General features: G+C 65.4%; 17 protein-coding genes. 5 read left to right on the plus strand and 12 right to left on the minus strand.

Annotated elements, in window-relative coordinates; translation table 11 throughout:
* Positions 1-146 precede the first annotated feature (146 nt).
* Positions 147-635, plus strand: a complete 489-nt coding sequence (locus tag AB0E78_RS33320; RefSeq protein ID WP_361840600.1) for an ATP-binding protein — start codon at positions 147-149, stop codon at positions 633-635.
* A gap of 10 nt (positions 636-645) precedes the next feature.
* On the opposite strand, the gene AB0E78_RS33325 is transcribed toward AB0E78_RS33320, so the two are convergent.
* From AB0E78_RS33325 to AB0E78_RS33340, 4 genes are all read right to left on the minus strand, one after another.
* The gene (locus AB0E78_RS33325; RefSeq protein WP_361841230.1) at positions 646-1,884 is read right to left on the minus strand and encodes an IS701 family transposase; all 1,239 of its coding nucleotides are present in this window, start codon (positions 1,882-1,884) and stop codon (positions 646-648) included.
* 268 nt (positions 1,885-2,152) lie between these two features.
* Complete coding sequence (locus tag AB0E78_RS33330; RefSeq protein WP_361840603.1) at positions 2,153-3,679, minus strand: amino acid permease; 1,527 nt, start codon at positions 3,677-3,679, stop codon at positions 2,153-2,155.
* Between the two features lie 73 nt (positions 3,680-3,752).
* Positions 3,753-4,694 (minus strand): hypothetical protein, encoded by a 942-nt coding sequence (locus tag AB0E78_RS33335; protein WP_361840606.1) that lies wholly within the window; start codon positions 4,692-4,694, stop codon positions 3,753-3,755.
* A 214-nt stretch (positions 4,695-4,908) separates the two neighbouring features.
* Positions 4,909-5,103, minus strand: a complete 195-nt coding sequence (locus AB0E78_RS33340; RefSeq protein WP_361840609.1) for a hypothetical protein — start codon at positions 5,101-5,103, stop codon at positions 4,909-4,911.
* Positions 5,104-5,654: 551 nt separating this feature from the next.
* On the opposite strand from AB0E78_RS33340, the gene AB0E78_RS33345 reads away from it, so the two are divergent.
* The gene (locus AB0E78_RS33345; protein ID WP_361840612.1) at positions 5,655-6,179 is read left to right on the plus strand and encodes a hypothetical protein; all 525 of its coding nucleotides are present in this window, start codon (positions 5,655-5,657) and stop codon (positions 6,177-6,179) included.
* A 423-nt stretch (positions 6,180-6,602) separates the two neighbouring features.
* Here AB0E78_RS33345 and AB0E78_RS33350 read toward each other — a convergent pair whose 3' ends face one another.
* Positions 6,603-7,079, minus strand: coding sequence for an NUDIX hydrolase (locus AB0E78_RS33350; protein ID WP_361840614.1), 477 nt, complete (start codon positions 7,077-7,079; stop codon positions 6,603-6,605).
* A gap of 118 nt (positions 7,080-7,197) precedes the next feature.
* On the opposite strand from AB0E78_RS33350, the gene AB0E78_RS33355 reads away from it, so the two are divergent.
* From AB0E78_RS33355 to AB0E78_RS33365, 3 genes are all read left to right on the plus strand, one after another.
* Positions 7,198-8,400 carry a helix-turn-helix transcriptional regulator gene (locus tag AB0E78_RS33355; protein ID WP_361840616.1) on the plus strand — a complete coding sequence of 401 codons (1,203 nt, stop codon included), beginning with the start codon at positions 7,198-7,200 and terminating at the stop codon, positions 8,398-8,400.
* Between the two features lie 97 nt (positions 8,401-8,497).
* Positions 8,498-8,974 (plus strand): ATP-binding protein, encoded by a 477-nt coding sequence (locus AB0E78_RS33360; protein ID WP_361840619.1) that lies wholly within the window; start codon positions 8,498-8,500, stop codon positions 8,972-8,974.
* 391 nt (positions 8,975-9,365) lie between these two features.
* Positions 9,366-9,689: a helix-turn-helix transcriptional regulator gene (locus AB0E78_RS33365; RefSeq protein WP_361840622.1), complete on the plus strand. Its 324-nt coding sequence runs from the start codon at positions 9,366-9,368 to the stop codon at positions 9,687-9,689.
* 39 nt (positions 9,690-9,728) lie between these two features.
* Here the strand turns inward: AB0E78_RS33365 and AB0E78_RS33370 are convergent, their stop codons facing one another.
* The 7 genes from AB0E78_RS33370 to AB0E78_RS33400 all read right to left on the minus strand — a co-directional run bounded on the left by AB0E78_RS33370 (position 9,729) and on the right by AB0E78_RS33400 (position 17,429).
* Positions 9,729-10,196, minus strand: coding sequence for an NUDIX domain-containing protein (locus AB0E78_RS33370; RefSeq protein WP_361841232.1), 468 nt, complete (start codon positions 10,194-10,196; stop codon positions 9,729-9,731).
* Positions 10,197-10,647: 451 nt separating this feature from the next.
* Entirely contained in the window at positions 10,648-11,916 is a 1,269-nt protein-coding gene (locus AB0E78_RS33375) for a nucleotide sugar dehydrogenase (protein ID WP_361841235.1), read from the minus strand.
* Between the two features lie 15 nt (positions 11,917-11,931).
* Positions 11,932-12,396, minus strand: a complete 465-nt coding sequence (locus AB0E78_RS33380; RefSeq protein ID WP_361840625.1) for an NUDIX pyrophosphatase — start codon at positions 12,394-12,396, stop codon at positions 11,932-11,934.
* 14 nt (positions 12,397-12,410) lie between these two features.
* Entirely contained in the window at positions 12,411-13,691 is a 1,281-nt protein-coding gene (locus tag AB0E78_RS33385) for a DegT/DnrJ/EryC1/StrS family aminotransferase (RefSeq protein ID WP_361840628.1), read from the minus strand.
* Positions 13,688-14,650: a phosphotransferase gene (locus AB0E78_RS33390; RefSeq protein WP_361840631.1), complete on the minus strand. Its 963-nt coding sequence runs from the start codon at positions 14,648-14,650 to the stop codon at positions 13,688-13,690. Before AB0E78_RS33390 ends, AB0E78_RS33385 begins: the two co-directional genes overlap by 4 nt.
* A complete protein-coding gene (locus tag AB0E78_RS33395) occupies positions 14,647-16,341 on the minus strand; it encodes a carbamoyltransferase C-terminal domain-containing protein (protein WP_361841238.1) in 1,695 nt (564 codons plus the stop codon). The genes AB0E78_RS33390 and AB0E78_RS33395 overlap by 4 nt, the downstream gene beginning before the upstream one ends.
* A 5-nt stretch (positions 16,342-16,346) precedes the next feature.
* The gene (locus tag AB0E78_RS33400) at positions 16,347-17,429 is read right to left on the minus strand and encodes a hypothetical protein (RefSeq protein WP_361840633.1); all 1,083 of its coding nucleotides are present in this window, start codon (positions 17,427-17,429) and stop codon (positions 16,347-16,349) included.
* Position 17,430: the final 1 nt, after the last annotated feature.

The following is a 17,430-nucleotide window of genomic DNA, read 5'->3' on the forward strand; positions in this document are numbered from 1 at the left end:
ACGGACTTCTGCGTTGGCCGTACCGCGGGCTCGTGCCTAGTACTCCAGCTGTAGATTGGAATCTCCGCTGGAGTGCACCTGAGCGCGACTGTTGATCACGGTAGGTAGGGCGGGTGACCTGCCCGTTCTCAGCTAGATTGGCTGGCGTGACCGATACGAAGCCTGTGGTCTTTCTGCTCGTGGGGCTGCCTGGATCAGGCAAGAGCACCTATGCGCAGGCGTTGCAGCGGCAGGGTGTGTTCCGGTTGTCCGTGGATGAGCGCATGGTCGCTCATCACGGTCGGCTCGGTGAGGACTACCCGGAAGAGCGCCATCTCGCCCTGCTCGCGCCCGTGGTCGAAAGCGTGTGCCGGGAACTGGTGGAACTGGTCGCCGCAGGGCTCTCGGTGGTCTTTGATCACGGGCTCGGTACTCGTGCGGAGCGGGAGAAATACAAGCAGCTTGTAGTCGGGCTCGGGGCTCGATGGAGGCTGGTGCACTTCCCAGTTGAGCACTCTGAGCTACTGCGCCGTTTGGCTGCGCGCGGCCAGGCGCCCGGGATCGGTCAGATCTCGCCCGAGGCTCTGGCATGGATCGCCGAGCACTCCGAGGAGCCTTGTGGAGAGGGCGAAGAGCTGCCTGAGCCCAAGCCGTAGATCGTGATCTTCATGCTTGGGATACGGCTCGCCTCCGGTAATGGCTGGTGCGTGATCGTGCCTGGTGGCGGCGTCGCCAGTCGGACCAGCCGAGCCGGTGAGCGAGGTCGTGAAAGGGTCGGACGACGACGGTGAGGAACAGGTGCTGGATCTCGTTGCAGGAAAGCGGGATCTGGTCGTCGGGGCCTGGGCCGCGTGCGTGTTCGTCGGCGCGGACGACAGCGAGGAAAGCGTGGGCGAGCATGGCGAGGGTGACCCAGCGGCTCCAGGACGGATATCGACGGACTTGGTGTTCATCGAGACCGGTCAGGCCCTTCTCGGTCTGAAAGGTCTCCTCCACCCGCCACCTGGAGCCAGCCGTCCTGACCAGAGTGCTCAGCGGTACCGGCTCGGTGGAGTGGCAACGGTAGTAAGAAAGTTCGCCGGTGGTGCGGTTGCGCCGGACCAGCAGCTGACGGTGGCCCTGCGCCGGGTCGACGAGGTCGATGACGGCCCAGTCGTAGTAACGGTGGCCTTTCGCACCGCGTCCGGCGGAGAGCTTCTGCCAGGCCCGCCTGGGCAGCCTTGCCGCCAGTGCGTCGGCGCGGAACTTGCCCGCGCCGGTGGCGACTTCGGACGTGCAGGCCACTGCCAGCACGTAGCCCAAGCCGCGTCCTTCCAGGGTTGCCCGCAGTCTCGGGTTGCCGCCGTAGACCTCGTCGCCGGTCACCCAGCCGATGCGGTGGCCAGCGTCCAGGAACCGTTCGATCATCACCCGGGCCAGCTCCGGCTTGGTCGCGAAGACGACGTCCTCGCCCAGGCCGGCCGCCCGGCAGCGATCCGGGTCCGAGGTCCACGAGCGCGGCACGTACAACTCCCGGTCCACCGCCGCGTGTCCGCGGGCACCCGCATAGACGAGATAGACGGCGACCTGAGAGTTCTCGATCGGGCCGGCCGTGCCGGTGTACTGGCGCTGCACCCCGACCGTGCGGGTGCCCTTCTTCACGTCGCCAGTCTCGTCCACGACCAGCACCGCCTGATCGTCATGGAGATGTTCAACGACGTACTCGCGCACGTCGTCACGCACGGCATCAGCGTCCCAGGACGCCCGGCACAGCAGATGCTGCATACCGTGCGGGGTCTTCTCCCCGGCCCACTCCGCGATTGTCCAGCAGTTCTTGCGGGGCAGGTCCGACATCAAGCCCAGCACCAACCGGCCTACCCGCAGCCGGGGTTCGACTCGGGTGAACCGGGCCGCGATCCGGCCCATGGCGACCTCGAACGCCTCCCGCCAACGGCCGGGATCTATGTTGTGGCCTGCGGCCACCGACTCTTCGTTCGTCTTCACAAACAACGATGATCATCGGTGGCCGTGCCTGTTCCCGAACCAGCCCTCATCAGCGCGAATACGATCTACAGCTGGAGTACTAGCTGGACGGATGAAATGATCTTGCTACATGGATGCGAGGGGTGGTGCGTCTTTCAGCCGGGCGTGAGCTTCGCCCTTGCGTGGGGAAGTCGCCTGCCCGCCGACTGTGTCATCGGGTCGCCCTCTGAGGCGCAGGGGCAAGCGGAGTGGTGTTCCGTGCGTGGTTCGGGTTGAGGAACCACTTGCGTGCGGAGACAAGCCACCAGGTTCCGGAGAAGGCGAGCACCACGCCGACGGCCAGGGGTGCGTAGTTGAACGTCTCGATGGTCACCGGGCTGGCTTGGGGGAGCATGAACAAGAGGGTGATGAATGCGACCCAGGCCACCGCGAGAACACCGATGGGCTTGGACCAGCGCCCGAGGTGCCAGGGGCCGCGCTTGAAGTTCTCCCCCTGGCGCAGCCGCAGAAGGGTGGGAATGACGTAGGCGATGTACAGGCCGATCGTCGCGATCGAGGTGACGGCGGCGTACGCGGTGGTGTTGAACAGGTAGGGCAGGCCGAGGACGAATGCGCCTCCGGCAGCGAGCCAGACGGCGTTAGTCGGCGTGCGGGTTCCCGGGTGCAGCTTGTGCCACACCGCGGAGAACGGAAGTGCACCGTCGCGGGAGAAGGCGTAGATCATGCGGGAATTCGCGGTGACCGATGCCATGCCGCAGAAGAGTTGGGCGCCGATGACGATGAGGAGCATCATCTTGCCGGTGCTCGCGCCGAGCGCGTCCATGAGGATCTGCGCCGGCGGCACACCGGTCGGGGAGTCGAGGGCACCGGTGTAGGACTGGATGGCGAAGGTCAGGCCGAAGAGCAGGATGAATCCGGCTGCCCAGGAGACGAGGATGGACCGGACGATTCCTTTCGGCCCTTCGACGGAGGCGTTCTTCGTCTCCTCGGTCATGTGGGCGGACGCGTCGTAGCCGGTGAACGTGTACTGGGCCATCAACAGGCCGATCAGGCCGACGTAGACGGCCGAGCTCCAGCCGGTGTTGTTGACGAACTCGGTGAACACGAAGCCCGGCGACTGATGCGTGTCGGGGATGAGCAGGAGCGCCCCGACGATCACGACGACGCCGATCAGGTGCCACCACACGGAGACGGTGTTGAAGAAGCCCACGATGCGCACCCGGAACGTGTTCACGGCGGCGTGCAGCAGCAGGATGAGGCCAAAGAGCGTGATGGTGTGGCCAGGGGTGGCGGCGTACCCGAACTGGAGGTCCAGGTAGGCGTTGAGGAACGAGGCAGCGCCGAAATCGATGCCCGCGGTGACAGCGACCTGGCCCAGGGTGTTGAACCAGCCGGTGAACCATGCCCAGGCCGGGGCAGACTTGCGGGGAGCGAGTTTGTGGGCCCAGAAGTAGAGGCCGGCGGACGTTGGGTAGGAGGAGCAGACCTCGGCCATGGCCAGGCCGACGAAGAGCGTCATCAGGCCGACGAGCACCCAGCCCCACATGATCACGGCGGGTCCGCCAGCGTTCATCCCGAAGCCGTACATGGTCAGGCATCCGGAGAGGATGCTGATGATCGTGAAACTGACAGCGAAATTCTGGCGCCCCGACATGGAGCGATCCAGTGTCTGAGTGATGCCGAGCTCGGCGAGGCGTTCCTCTTCCGATGGAGTGACGCTCGGTATGTCCAATGGCATAACGGTGCCCTTCTTCTGCTGGTTGTAACTGGCATTTGAATGGGTGGAGTTGGCGTCAACGTGCCCGGCAGGGTCACGGAGCCGATGCCTTGACCGCCCAGGTGCGATGGCGGGTGAATAGCTGCTGAGCGTCTCCGCAGTAGCTCCAGGGTGCGTCCGTGGCGTACGGACCGATGGCGTCAAATACCTCTGCGGCCTGCCTGTGCTGGTTCGCGAAAGACAAGGCGTGGGCCAGGTAGTTGGCGTCTTCCTGGAAGGCGGCATGCGGGCTGAAAGGTGCCCGGTATGTCCACCAGTTCGCCCACGCCTGCTGTGTCGAGGGGTTGTCCGTCCACGGATGCACCGTCAGTCCGTACCGATGTCCTTCCGACTCCATCCGGATGCGGTGGGTCTCGGCGAGAGCAACGAGGGGCAGGGTGTGCAGCGGTAGCCCGCGGGGGGCTTGGGCGCACTGCTCCTGCGCCCAGTGGAAGACCTCGCCCCCTATGCCGTGCCAGGTGGGGAACATGTAGGTGAGGAGCTCGTGGTGCGCCTCCCTGTTCCACCGGTCTCGCTCCTCGACCTGCTCCCACACCTTCTGCACCGTCGCCCTCCACTGCCGGTCGCAGTGCGGGGAGTGGTAGCGAAGCAGGGCGAGCATGATGACGTACGGAGTCGGATCAGCCGGCAGGGCGTCGCAGGCGGCATCGCACGCCTTCCAGGCCCGTTCCATCGCCTCACTGCTGCCCTCCCCCCGCGGACCAGCCATCGACCGCAAAGCCAGGACGGTGGCAAGGAGAGCCAAGGCGTGCGGTGACCGCGACTCGGCCTGCGCCCACGTATCAGCGAACGTCAGCCGCACTCCGGCGCGAGCCAGGACCTGCAGGCGAAAGATGCGCCGGTCCCAGTCCGTGCCGGTCGCGGTCAACAGTTCACGAGCGCCCTCCCACCGGCCCATCGCCGCGTCCTCCGCCACTGCCCGCAGCGCGATGTCATCCCGGGCTGGGTGCCGGTCGAACGCCGGTACGCGTCTCATGACTATCCCGTCACGATCGTCTCGGACGAGTGGGACAGCGCCTCGCCGCGCTCCGTTGCGGCTTTGACTAACACCTTGGGCCTCCGAGGGGGCGTCCGCCGTATCGCAGCGGACTTCGACATTGGGGACGAGCCAGCCCGTGCGGGACGACCGAGTGGGCTGCTAGGAGGAGGCGGACCGACGTGCTGGCTCCCGCTGGCCGTTCAACTCGCAGCTAGAACTTGATCTCACCTATCAGTTGGGCCACGCGCGCTGTCGCCTGCGAGATCGTTGGTGCAATCGAGGAACTTGCCAGGTAGAAGCCCAAGAGGACGCAGACGATCGCGTGCCCGGCATTCAGCCCAGCCTTCCGAATGAGCAGAACGGTGATGATGGCCAGCAGTACGACAGCGGAGACGCTAACGGCCACGGAACACTCGCCAGCCACCGAGTGATCGGGAACAGGCCGGCGTGTACCAGTGCAGGGCTTCGGAGCTGACCTCTGCGAGATGGCAGATGTGAGCTTCTGACCCCCGTGTCCGAGCCACTTGGGGGAAGGCACAGCGGTGTAGAGCATGTTGCTGGGCCCGTGTGGCCTCGCACAGCCTTTGAAGAGCAAGCACCCCGATCTCCTGGCGTCTCGACTTGGCTTCGAAGTGCACCTCGACCACATGACGCTTCGGCTGAGGCTGGTTGAGGCACAAGACTGATCGGTGCGATGCGTTTGCGCACATTCCAGGAGTGATATCGCTGACGTGATTTCCCTTGCAGAGGGTGTGTTGAACCTTCCAGCCCTGCACGCTTCGGTGGCCAGGCTGCAGTCCGTTGTCCGGTCTCATCCAGCCCAGACGCCGTCTCATCGAAGGCAGCCTGTTGGCGCTCTCTTTCATCCAATGCAGTCGTCGCAGGTCAGGTCCCCGCCGCCGACTGACTCCGCCGTCGGCGCACAGGATGTCGGCTCCGTGGTGCACGATTCTCGGCATGGTTGCCGAGACGCAGTTCACGCGCGCCGCGCTCGCGGCACGCGGGTTCAAGGGATTCGTTCGGTTCGCGAATTTGCCGGAGAGCGATGTACCGGCGACAGACGGCGTGTACGTGGTGGTGCGCGCCGAAAGCGAGATGCCTGGATTCCGTGCCGTCAGTCCCGCCGGGCACTTCAAGGGACGAGACCCGTCCGTGGACGTGGCGACGTTGCAGGATGCCTGGGTGGACGGTGCCGAGGTGGTGTACGTCGGCAAGGCATCGGAAGGTGGTAACGGGCGGGGCTTGCGCAAGCGGTTGGACGAGTTTCGCCGGTTCGGCGCGGGCCAGGCCGTCGGACACTGGGGCGGTCGGTACGTGTGGCAGCTCGCAGACGCGGACGCCCTCCTGGTGGCCTGGCGGGAGACCCCGAACCAGGATCCCGCCACCTTCGAGGCAGCCCTGATCGCGGAATTTATCGCCGTCCACGACGCCCGTCCGTTCGGGAACCGCAACCAAGGCCGCCGTATCGGTCCGGCCACATAGAAACGAGGTGGAAACCCGAGCGTCTCGGTTCGCTGAGACAACGACTCTATTGTTTGAGACCGGACACCCGTGGCTTTCCCGGACAGCGTTTGCCGACGTGTCTGAACGGCACTGGCCGTCCATTGGGTCCTGCGGTGTTCGGGAGTTCATACAGCACTTGGCGTGCCGATGCCTTCGCGGTTCAGCCTGCGACGGAGCGATTCCATCGCTGCCGCGCCGAGCGCGTTTGCCGAGCACATAGATGCGGGCGGCCGACGCGACCCGGTCCGCGTCGGCCGGAGCGAATCCGGCCTTCTCGTAATGAGCGAGGCTTTGCCGCGAAAGAGACAACGAGAGCGGCGAGTTGATCGCGCACTCGATCTCATACTGATGGACAGCGTCCCGCACCCTTGATGCCGCCCGGATCCGTGGACTCGTCACCGGTCAGGTGGGCGGCGGTTCTCCGTGCTCGAGGTAGAAAGGAATTCCGCTAGTTCGGGCGTCGATCGCGCGCTTCACTCTGCGGGACAGCCGGGGGATGAGTAGCTCATCAAGGTGCTCGGACGGGTGGAACTCCGCGGCGAGCAACTCATCGGCAGCGAGCTTGATCGATGCCACCTCGGGCGGGGGGAGCACGCCGCCGTTGAAGACGTACAGAACCTTGTCTCCTTCAGCGTCACTGGGGGCCCAGTCGATGACAAGCAATTCGCCGATGGGGGGAGTGATGCCCAGCTCCTCGTGGACCTCTCGCCTACACGCGGCCAGCGGGGACTCCCCGGTCTCGATATAGCCGCCCGGGATCTCCCACAGGGGCTTGTATGAGGGCCGGACCAAGAGGACGTGTCCTTGGGTGTTGAAGAACAGCGCGCCGGCTGCCATGCGAGGCCGGGCCATCCGCTGTTCCTGCTCGTTCTGGGCCATGCGCCACACCCTACGTTCTAGATTTCCGGCCGCCCCAGTCCCCCGTTTCGCTGCTGAGCCCATTCACCTCGTGTGACACTCAGTAATGCACGGTGAGGGGAGTGTGACCATGCGAGGCATGACCGACCATCTTCCGTTCGGTGAGCGCGTCCGCTACTACCGGAAGCGGCGGGGATTGAGCCAACGGCAGCTTGGCGATCTGCTGGGGCGCTCCGAGGACTGGGTGTACCGCGTCGAGTCCGAACGCATCCCCGTGAACAACGTGAAGATGCTCGCGGACCTGGCACACGCTCTGCGCGTCCATGTTGAGGACCTCCAGGGAATACCGACGCTGCTGGACGACCGCGGCAGTCATGTGGGCAGTGTCCCGGCCATTCGCGCCGCGCTCATGCAGTCCCGACGGCTCGCGGGCTCGCTGTACGACGACCGCGAGCCGCTGCGTCTGGAACGCCTCTCCTTCGAGGTGGAAGCAGCTTGGAGTCTCTATCAGGACTGCCAGTTCGCACGGCTAGCAGAACGCCTGCCAGGGCTGCTGGCGGACGCCCGGTTAGCGGCACAGGAGCGCACGGTGGGTGCCGAACGAGGCCACGCACTTCGATTGTTCGCGCTGACCTGCCACGTCGCCGCCGTACTCCTGCGCAAGCTCGGGGAGATCAACTTGGCTTGGACCGCGGTTGACCAGGGCGACATGGCCGCAGTGGAATCGGGTGATCCACGGGCGATCCTCGCACTGCGACGAGGCGTTGCCCACGTCCAGCTCGGCGCCGGGATGCCGGCGGAGGCCGTGAACGTCACTCTCGACGCCGCTGACGACCTCGAACGGGGCTGGTGGCTCTCCTCTCCGGCCACCCTCTCGCTGTACGGGACGCTGTTCCTGAACGGGGCTGTGGCAGCAGCAAGGATGCGGAACCGGGCATTGGCAGACCACATGATCGGCAAGGCGCAGGAAGCGGCGGACCGGCTCGGTAGCGACGCGAACGAGATGTGGACTTCCTTTGGGCCGGCCAACGTCAACATCCACCGGTTGGCGCTCGCCCTTGAGTTCGAGGACGTGCTACTAGCCGTCGACATAGCGCCGCAGGTCAGAACAGCAGGACTCCCAGTAGAACGCCGAGCGCGGGCCCGGCTCGACGCCGCCCGCGCGAACGCGGAAGCCGGGCAGATCGACGAGGCGGCAGATCATCTCAAGCGCGCCTACCGAATTGCACCTGAACAGATGAGAGCGCATGATCTCGCCCGCGACCTGGTTCGTCGGCTGCACAAACTCTCCCGCCGCCGCGACGTTCAAGACCTCGCGTTGAAGCTGGGTGCCATCAAGTAACCGGGAACTCAGGAAAGTTCGAAGGCACACCCGGAAAATTCTTCCGGGTCCACCCCGCCTGCCGCCCCTACGGTCTTCCCCATCAGACCACCGGGCCATGGGAGGCGGCGAGAATGTGCCCAAACGACTGAACGGCACCCCACAAACCGATGGTACCGGCAACCTAGTGGTGCTGCGGTGGAGCCGGCACCCGCGATGCGTCGGGTTAGCCCGCGTCGAACTCCGTAAAGCGATGACGGCATGGGGGCTAGCGGACATCGCAGACTCAGCTGTCCTCGTGCTCTCGGAACTCCTGACCAACACAGTGCGACGTGCCCACGTCGCACCAGGCCGGGCGATCGAAACCTGGTATCAGCGGAGAGACAAAGGCCTACGCATCGAGGTGCATGATGCCGACGACGGGTCTCCGAGGCTGAGCCCTGACGCTTCGGCTCCGGTCGGCGGACACGGCTTCGCACTGGTGTCGGCACTAGCCGACCGATGGGACGTGAGCGACCGCATCGGGCACGGCGAGTCGTCGGTATGGGCCGAGTTGGATATCCCTACGCAGAGCCACCCTCGTGGTGGCGCGTGAGTACGACCGCATAAGCGTCGGAGCCAGCCCATATGTCCTTCTGGGGCAATTGGCGCGAGAGGCCAGGCATGATCACTCCGGCCAGTGGCGGTACCTCCATGTTCCGAATGCGTCGAGACCAAGAAAGGAGCGGATAGTGCCGACGATGCCGAGACACGGCTTCGATCACAACCTCTTCGTCAGGACGGCAGGCGAAAGCCATTTAGCCCCCACAGGGTCGGCCGAGAGGGATGCCGCCGATATCAGGACGAGTGAGTTGACGCCCGCCTCCTCGTATCCCTCCTCCGCATCGAGCGTCAGGAAGGACAGTCGAGTCCGCCAATGCGGACAGTGCCTATGCCATCTGAGTCGATACAACGCCGAGACGTATTGCAGCGGTTGCGCCCGGCGTATGTCGCAGCAGTCTGTCCCGACACCCAGCGTGGCAACTGAGATCTGGGGGCAGGCGGATGTCCAGGAGTCTCTCGCTGCACGGGACTTTGGCAGGCTTTGCCACCTCGTGAGGGTTCGAAGCGACCTCCGACAGAGCGACATGGCCCAGATCACGGGGCTGAGCCAGGCGTTCCTATCGATGCTGGAGTCCGGTGTCCGAAAGCTCACCAACATCGACAGGATCGTCCAACTGCTCGACGGGCTTGATGTACCGAGTGAGTTGACCGGCCCGATGCTCCGCACCCCCGCTACCCAGAGGCCGTCCCGATTTCACATCGCGTGAGTAGAACAAGCATCGCCAACCTCACGAGATAGGCTCGAACTAGCCCAAATATGGGTACGTTCCCGCGAGGTGGTGTCCGATCTGTTCACGCATACTGGCGTGAATATCTAGATCACCGAGGTCCTCGGGACGGACCCACCGCACCTGATCTGCTTCCTCGTTCACCGTCGGAGTCCCGCCCACAGGCTTGCCGATGTAGGTGGCCTCGTACTGCTGGCGAATCTCCCCATCTGTGTAGGCAATGATGTGTGCCGGATTTGAGTAGATGCCGAGAAATCCAGTGACTTCCGCAACGATTCCGGTCTCTTCCTCGCATTCGCGGATAGCGCATTGGGCGGGGCTCTCTCCGATGTCCTGTGCGCCACCGGGCAGTGCGAATTGGCCGGTGTCCCGTCGGCGCAGCAGCAAGATGGCGCCGTCGCTGTTGACGACCAGGAGGTTGCTGGCCGGGATCAAGGTGTTCGCCTTGGGGGCTCTCGGGTCGTGGTAATACTCAGTCCGGCCCATGGTGGCAATGCTCCTAACGGGCTGGTGGTGATGGTTGCTTCCAGAAGGTCTAGTGTCCACCGCCACGAGTTCGGTGAAGGAGCCCAGCGCGGTGTCGGCGGTGAAGCCCAGAGGGAGCTGTCGGTCTTCCTGGAGGAGAGAGGTCACCGTCGCGGTTCGGCCATCCAAGCCGCGATGCCGCGAACCCGGGCGAGGAGATCATCCGGGGCTTCGGGTGAGCGTAGTGATGTACAGGCCAGTGCACCCAGTTGCGCATCTGGCAGCGTCAGATGTGAGCGCGCGAGCCCGCCGCAGGACTCCGCGAAGGTTTGGGACCGCATGCCGACTTCGAGATGGAGATCAGCCTTGGGTAGCCGTGCCAGGGAGCAGCCATCGCGGTGATCTTGCCGGAGGCTAGGGGGTTCTGGGGAAGGCTGTGTCCTCGCGGGATACGGGGTCAGTGGGCGCAGTGTCACAGGCGCTCAATGTTCGTGCCGCTCAGGCGAGCCCGGCAGTCCAGAGCGTGTGCGGCGTGTCGCTCGACGAGCCGGAGGTCGAATGCATCGTGATCGGTCAGCAGGACCACGGCGTCGGATGCCGCCAGATTGGCCGCTGTGAGGTGGGCATGGTGAGCGTGTGCATCCAGGTCGAAGGGTTCCTCGACATGAGGATCGACCACCTGGATCTGCGCTCCCTGGGCGATCAGGAGCCGCGCGATGGTGAAGGCGGGTGAGTGCCGGGTATCGCCGGTGTTGGCCTTGTAGGCGAGGCCGAGGAGGAGGATATGCGAGCCCTTGACCGGCAGGCCGCGGCGGTTGAGTGCCTCGGTCAGACGTTGTACGACGTGGGCCGGCATTGAGGTGTTGATCTCGTCAGCCATTTCGACGAGGCGCAAGGCGCTGCCTGTCTGGTGCCGGACTCTCCAGGACAGGTAGGTGGGGTCGATCGGCAGACAGTGTCCGCCGACACCGGGGCCTGGCGTGAAGCGCATGAAGCCGAAGGGCTTGGTCGCGGCGGCGTCCAGCGCCGCCCAGATGTCCGTACCCAGTTGCCTGGCGTAGGTGGCGATTTCGTTGACCAGGGCGATGTTGACCTGGCGGAAGGTGTTCTCCAGGACCTTCGCCAGTTCGGCGTCGCGTATGGAGGCGACTTCTACGACGGTGTCGACGAGGCTCTTGTAGAACGTACTGATGGCTTCCAAGGAGGCTGTGTTGATCCCGGAGACGATCTTGGGCGTGTTCTGGAGAGTCCAGGTTCTGTTGCCGGGGTCGATGCGTTCCGGGCTGTAGCCCAGGTGGAAGTCCGCGCCCGCGGTGAGTCCGGACGCATCCTCCAGTAAGGGTTTCAGGACCTCCTCTGTGGTTCCGGGGTAGGTGGTGGATTCGAGGACGATGATGCAGCCGGGCCGCATGTGTGGGGCGAGTATCTGGCCGGCCTGCTCAACCGCGGAGAGGTCTGGCACGCAGTCCCGCAGCGGGGTCGGCACCGCGATGACCGCGACGTTGAACCCGGCCAGATCCCCCGGGCATGCCGTCGGCGTGTACCTTCCGCTGGTCAGGGCAGCCCTGATCTGGACCGCGGGCACGTCCGGACTCAATGGCTCTGCTGCCTGGAGCCGTTTCACGCGTAGGGCGTCGGTATCGAAACCCACGACCCGGTGGCCGGCCCGCGCTGCCTGGATGGCCAGAGGAAGGCCCACATAGCCTTGGCCGAGTATGACTGTGCGGCGCGGTCGGAGCACGTCAGCCACTGGCGATCACTCGACCGGCAGGGGCATGTCGGCTGCCAGCAGGCGCTCGTGGAGTTCGCCGAGGGCCGTGCGGTTGCTGTCGAACCGCAGCACATCCTGGGCTGCTTGGTAGTCCAACCACTGGACGGCGATGTGCTCGTGGGAGATCTTGACCTCGATGTCGGTGAGGTCGGTGGCGAACGAGTACTCCGGTACGACATAGGTCCCGGCAGGCCAGCTGACGCGATCAGCGAAGAACCGCGCCGGGACACTAGCTGTGGTCTGCAGCGGATACAGCGGGACAGCCCGGTCGAGGCCGAGCTCTTCACGTGCCTCGCGGGCGGCGGCCTGCTGCGGGGTCTCGCCAGCTTCGCCGCCGCCTGCCACGGCCTGCCAGACGTCCATGTCCTCGCGTCGCAGCACGGCGAATTCGATCTGCTCGCCGACTCGACGGAAGGGCATCACGAGGATCTGGAAGGGGGCTCGGGCCATTGGGTACTCCTCGATCACTGATCGGATGAGACGTGGGGACGGGCGGGCCGACGCTGTTCTTGACGCAGACGGATACGGTTCTCGTGAATCTTTTCCACGGCGCGCACGACATCGGTGAGTTCCGACGGCCCCTCGAGCAGCAACCCTGATCCGGCTGCCTGCCCGAGCAGCACCAGCGTGGAACACGCCACGCGTGCCTGCTCGGCTGAGACGGTCCGCGAGCTGGAATAGTCGCGGCTGGTGATGTCGGCATACACCGCCTCATCGGGGCAGGCGACGAGGCCACGAGTGGAGGCAGGTATGCCCTCCGCCCGCAGCGCGGCCCGGAAGGCACCGGGTGAGGTGCTGTTGTACCCGTCGCCATTGAATGCTTCGCCGTCGAACGTGAAGGCGAAGGAGAACCGGCCATGCGCGGTCACCCGCGGGTCGAGAGTGGCAGGCACGGGCATCAATCCGGGCAGTCTGGACAGCGCCAAAGCGAGGAAGGCCGCGCCTTTCGCTTTCACCGCCAGGTGGGCCTCCAGACGTTTCAACTGGATCCGCAAGACGGCGGATTGGAATTCGCTGAGGCGCAGGTTCCAGCCGAGTTCGGGATGGTTGGGAGTGCCCCCAAGAGGGCGGCCGTGATCTCGCAGGGAGGCGATGCGCGCGGCGAGGGCATCGTCGTGTGTGACGACTGCCCCGCCTTCACCGGCAGAGATGTTCTTGGTGCTGGCGAAGCTGAACACGCCGATGGTTCCCAGGGATCCGGTCTGGGTGCCGTTCCAGGCCGCTCCGAGGGACTGGGCGCAGTCCTCGACGACCGGAATGCCGTAAGTGTCGGCGACGGCGCCGAGACTGTCCATGTCGGCCGGGTGACCACCCAGGTGAACGGCGATCACTGCCTTCGTCTTCTCGCTGATCGCGCCCTTCAGCGACGAACCGGTGATCGTGTGGGTAGCGGAATCGATGTCCACGAAGACCGGCACGCCCCCGAGCAGGGAGACCGCAGTGGCCGTCGCCAGGTAGGTCATCGCGGGGACAATGACCTCGTCTCCCGGCCGTACGCCCAGGGCCTTGAGGGCGATCATCAATCCGGCGGTGCCGTTGGCGACCACGGCTGCATGGGGCACTTGCAGATAGTCGGCGAGTTCGGTCTCGAAGACCTCTCCTTGCGATCCGCCGTGGATACCACCCCATCGGCGGCTGCCCAGGACGTCGGCCAGTGCGTCGAGTTCCGCCCGGTCGAACTGCGGCCATGGCTGGAAGGGACGTGTGCGCAGGGGTGGTCCACCGAGGAGTGCGAGAGCTGTCATGGCCATACCTCCTCCGCGACCGTGCGCAGGAGGTCGCGATGTTGGATGATCCAGATCAGTTGCTGGTGACGGGTACGGGCGAAGGCCGACATGTCGCGAACCTCGCCCTCGGGCGTGGTGAAGGTACGGGTCTCGGCCGCCTGGACGGTGATGTACAGGTCGATCATGAGTGCGCGCTCCGCCGCGGGGATCGACGTGACGGCTTGATAGGCGCTCAGATAAGACCGGAATGTCGAGCCCAGCAGTGGGGCGGGCAGCTCAGGGCTGACGGAGGCAACGTAGGCCCGCATAACCTCATAGGGCCGCGGGAAGCGGGAGACCTGGTCGAAGTCGATGAACAGATGCTGCTCCGGGGTGCGCCTGGCGAGCACGTTATCCGGACGTGCGTCACCGTGGACCCACATCTTGGGCGCACTCGCCACCGCCTGCGCGCCGAGCCCGAACTCCGCAAGGATCCGCAGACGCCAGTTGACGACCTCACGGAGGGCCTCGCCTTGAGACTGTCGCAAAAGGTGCTCCAGGCCAGCGGCGGGAGGGTCGGACAACTCAAGGAAGTCCGTGCGGCGACCACCGGGACGGAAACTGTCCAAGCGGGCATGCAGCGCGGCGAGTGCAGCGGCAAAGTCTGTGAGCCCGGGCGGCCGTGCCGTGTGGATGTACTCGGTGAGCATGTACGTGGCACCGTTGATCTCGGTGGTCAGCTGGCCATTCGGTGTCTGCCGCAGCTGCGGGGCCAACCCGTCCAGGGCCGCGTGCTGGTGTGCCTGTGCCGCGAGGAGAGTGCGCACGGTGTCGAAGCGTCTGCCGAACCGTTTGACGGCCAGTGATCCTTGGTCGGTTGGCACCACGGTGGTGACCCCGACGTGTCCACTGGGCAGTGGCCGTGCTGACCCACATGCCTGCAGGCCGTACTGGCGCAGGCACGCTGACAGCTCCTCCGCGCCGATGGCCGCCGTCACTTGGTGAGCACCCTGTTTCCCAGCACGAGCAGGTCAAGGCCCGAAGAGTAGAAGGTACGGATCGCGTCTTGGGGGCTGCACACGATCGGCTCCTCGGCGAGGTTGAACGACGTGTTGAGGACGGCGCCGACGCCGGTGAGGTCGCGGAATGCGGTGATCAGCCGGTGGAATAGCGGGTTGCTGTCCACGGTGACGGTCTGCGGCCGAGCGGTGCCGTCGACATGAACGGCGGCCGGGATGAGGCTCCGTGCTTTGGCCCGTACGGCCAGGGTTCGCTCCATGAACGGCACCGCCGGTTCCGCCCCGAAGTACGTGGCGAAGTCCTCGGCGAGCACGGCCGGCGCGAAGGGCCGCCATGTCTCGCGGAACTTCACCGCATCGTTCACCCTGTCGCGCATGGCCGGGCTGCGAGGGTCGGCGAGGATCGATCGGTTACCCAGCGCCCGTTGGCCAAGCTCCATGCGGCCCTGGAACCAGCCGACGATCTCCCCGTCGGCTAGTGCGTGCGCCGCGATATTCGCCGGATCGTCCACGGCCGGAGCCCGCAGCTTGGCACGCGACAGCGCCTCGTTGATAGAGGTCTGGTCGAAGTGCGGTCCGTAGTAGTTGTGAGTCATCGCGGGGCCGCGATCCGAGCCGAGCAGGACGCAATGGGTGTAGAGGGCCGCGCCGATCGAGGTGCCGCTGTCATCCGGGCAGCTGGAGATGTAGATCTCGTCGAACGGGGTCGAGGACGTGATCTTGCCGTTGAAGACGGAGTTCATGAAAGTCCCTCCGCCCAAGGCGACCCTCCTTTCTCCGGTCTGCTGGTGCAGGTTCACGAGCAGGTAGCGCAGTGCGTCCTCAAGCACGTGCTGGACGGCTGCGGCCACATCATGATGCCGACTGGTGATCGCCTCACCAGGCTGCCGTGCCGGACCGAAACGGCGGATGAACGCTTCGCTGACCGCGCCACGCGGGGGTTGAAGGTAGTAGCCGAAGTAGTTGAGGTCGACGCGGATTGTGCCGTCCTCGAAGTCGACGAGGTCGCGTAGCGATTTGTAGGCGGCTGAGTCGGGATCTCCGTAGGCGGCTAGCCCCATGACCTTCCACTCGTCGCGGTCGATCCGGAAGCCCAGGTACTGGGTGACTGCGCCGTACAGCAACCCCAACGAATGGGGATAGGGGAGGGTGTCGATGGCGGCGATAGTGTTGCGGTCCCCGATTGCGCTCAGCGCGGTGCAGTCCTCGCCCCGGCCGTCGACTGTCAGGATCGCAGCCGATTCGAAGGGGGAGAGGAAGAAGGCGTTCGCCGCGTGGGCGTCGTGGTGGTAGATGTAGTCGATATGTAGGGGCTTACCCGCGGTCTGCAGGATCTGCGTTGCGTGGCCCTGGTACGGCGCGTCCACGAGTGTGGCGAGGTTGTTCGGTATTGAGTAGAGACGCTCGGGGTGCCAGCGGGCGCGTCCCGTGTGGCGACCATCGGGCACGCTCAGGTCGATCGCCGGGTTCGTGCTGACCGCGACCCTCTCCACGCCGTCCAGACCCCCGGGGACGGCCGACAGGCAGTAGTCGATGGCGCGGGCGGGAAAGGCTCGCGCGTGCTTGCTCCGGGTGAAGCGTTCTTCGGCCGCAGCTGCCACGACCTGGCCGTCCTCGATCAGCGCGGCGGAGGAAATATGCAGATCACTGGCGATACCGAGGATGCGCATCTGGTTCACTCTCCCACCGCTGTGCGGCATATGAGGTCTTCGAGCAGTCGGGTGGTCAGCGGGCCGACAGCTGGTGGTTGAACCAGGCGGTAGGCAGGAATCTGCGGGATCCGCAGTTCGGCCCGCGTTGTCGGGTCGACCACAGCGGCCTGTTGGGGGAAGACTGCAGCCGGATGGAGCAGTGAGTGGCGGGCCCAAAGTGCTTTGCAGTCAGCGCCGTTGAGCCTTTCCAAGCGAGGTTTAATCGCTAGCGGATCGAGGTGCGGTTCGAGGGCCATGCTGAGACGAAACCGAGGTATCACCTCACTGCCAGAGGCGGCCGCCAATTCCTGCGGTCGCACGTGGAGACGGGTGTCCCCCTCGTGCCGGGCCGTAAGATCGCCGTACCGCTGCGGCCATCTGTGCATGAGGAACGCCCGCAGCGGACCTTCAGCCAGAGCAAGCACGCTGCCCGCGCGGATCCCGACTTGGATGGGGAAGCCTAGTGCCACGGGGGGCTCAGAGCTCTCGGCGGCGGGCAGCAAGGCGAACTTGTCGTTGCTGACCAGTGCCGTCTCCGGCTGGTCCAGGGCGTGCAGGAGCGTCGTCGTCTTGCCGGCCCTATGAGCTCCGATCAGCGCCACGCCCGTTTCTCGCAGTACGAAACACGCCGCGTGGAAGAACGGGTGTCCCCTCCTCAGCAGTTCATGGAGAACGAGCGCGCGCAGGATCCGCACCACCGCCTGTACGGGCTGGGGCTCCGGGCCGGTCGGTAGAAGGAGGTGGACCGCCTGGTGCCCGTCGTCCACGAGGCAGATCGTGTCTGGCGCCGAGGGGAGAACAGCTCGCCTCAGCGGTGGTGAGAGCCGCGCCTGTTGGACCGAGCGCCGCAGTTCCAGGGGCACCTCATGGACGAAGAGCCGTGCTTGGGCCGGGGACTGCTGAGGCCCGAAGTAGCCTTCCGTGTACCACCTGACATAGTCGACGATCGGCGACGGCGCGTAGATCTCAACCGCAGCCTCCGCTACACCGATGCGTTCCCGCCGCGAGACAGTCGCAGGACGGTGCGCCCAGGTGTCGAGATCCTCGCTCGAAAAGCTGTCCTGCACG

The sequence above is a fragment of the Streptomyces sp. NPDC032198 genome (genome assembly GCF_040636975.1).
Lineage (GTDB): Bacteria > Actinomycetota > Actinomycetes > Streptomycetales > Streptomycetaceae > Streptomyces.

Bases quoted from the DNA above. Each gene is read 5' to 3' on its own strand.
- AB0E78_RS33325 (WP_361841230.1), bottom strand. From the start codon at position 1,884: ATGGGCCGGATCGCGGCCCGGTTCACCCGAGTCGAACCCCGGCTGCGG.
- AB0E78_RS33330 (WP_361840603.1), bottom strand. From the start codon at position 3,679: ATGCCATTGGACATACCGAGCGTCACTCCATCGGAAGAGGAACGCCTC.
- AB0E78_RS33335 (WP_361840606.1), bottom strand. From the start codon at position 4,694: ATGAGACGCGTACCGGCGTTCGACCGGCACCCAGCCCGGGATGACATC.
- AB0E78_RS33345 (WP_361840612.1), top strand. From the start codon at position 5,655: ATGGTTGCCGAGACGCAGTTCACGCGCGCCGCGCTCGCGGCACGCGGG.
- AB0E78_RS33350 (WP_361840614.1), bottom strand. From the start codon at position 7,079: ATGGCCCAGAACGAGCAGGAACAGCGGATGGCCCGGCCTCGCATGGCA.
- AB0E78_RS33355 (WP_361840616.1), top strand. From the start codon at position 7,198: ATGACCGACCATCTTCCGTTCGGTGAGCGCGTCCGCTACTACCGGAAG.
- AB0E78_RS33360 (WP_361840619.1), top strand. From the start codon at position 8,498: ATGGGAGGCGGCGAGAATGTGCCCAAACGACTGAACGGCACCCCACAA.
- AB0E78_RS33365 (WP_361840622.1), top strand. From the start codon at position 9,366: ATGTCGCAGCAGTCTGTCCCGACACCCAGCGTGGCAACTGAGATCTGG.
- AB0E78_RS33370 (WP_361841232.1), bottom strand. From the start codon at position 10,196: ATGGGCCGGACTGAGTATTACCACGACCCGAGAGCCCCCAAGGCGAAC.
- AB0E78_RS33380 (WP_361840625.1), bottom strand. From the start codon at position 12,396: ATGGCCCGAGCCCCCTTCCAGATCCTCGTGATGCCCTTCCGTCGAGTC.
- AB0E78_RS33385 (WP_361840628.1), bottom strand. From the start codon at position 13,691: ATGACAGCTCTCGCACTCCTCGGTGGACCACCCCTGCGCACACGTCCC.
- AB0E78_RS33395 (WP_361841238.1), bottom strand. From the start codon at position 16,341: ATGCGCATCCTCGGTATCGCCAGTGATCTGCATATTTCCTCCGCCGCG.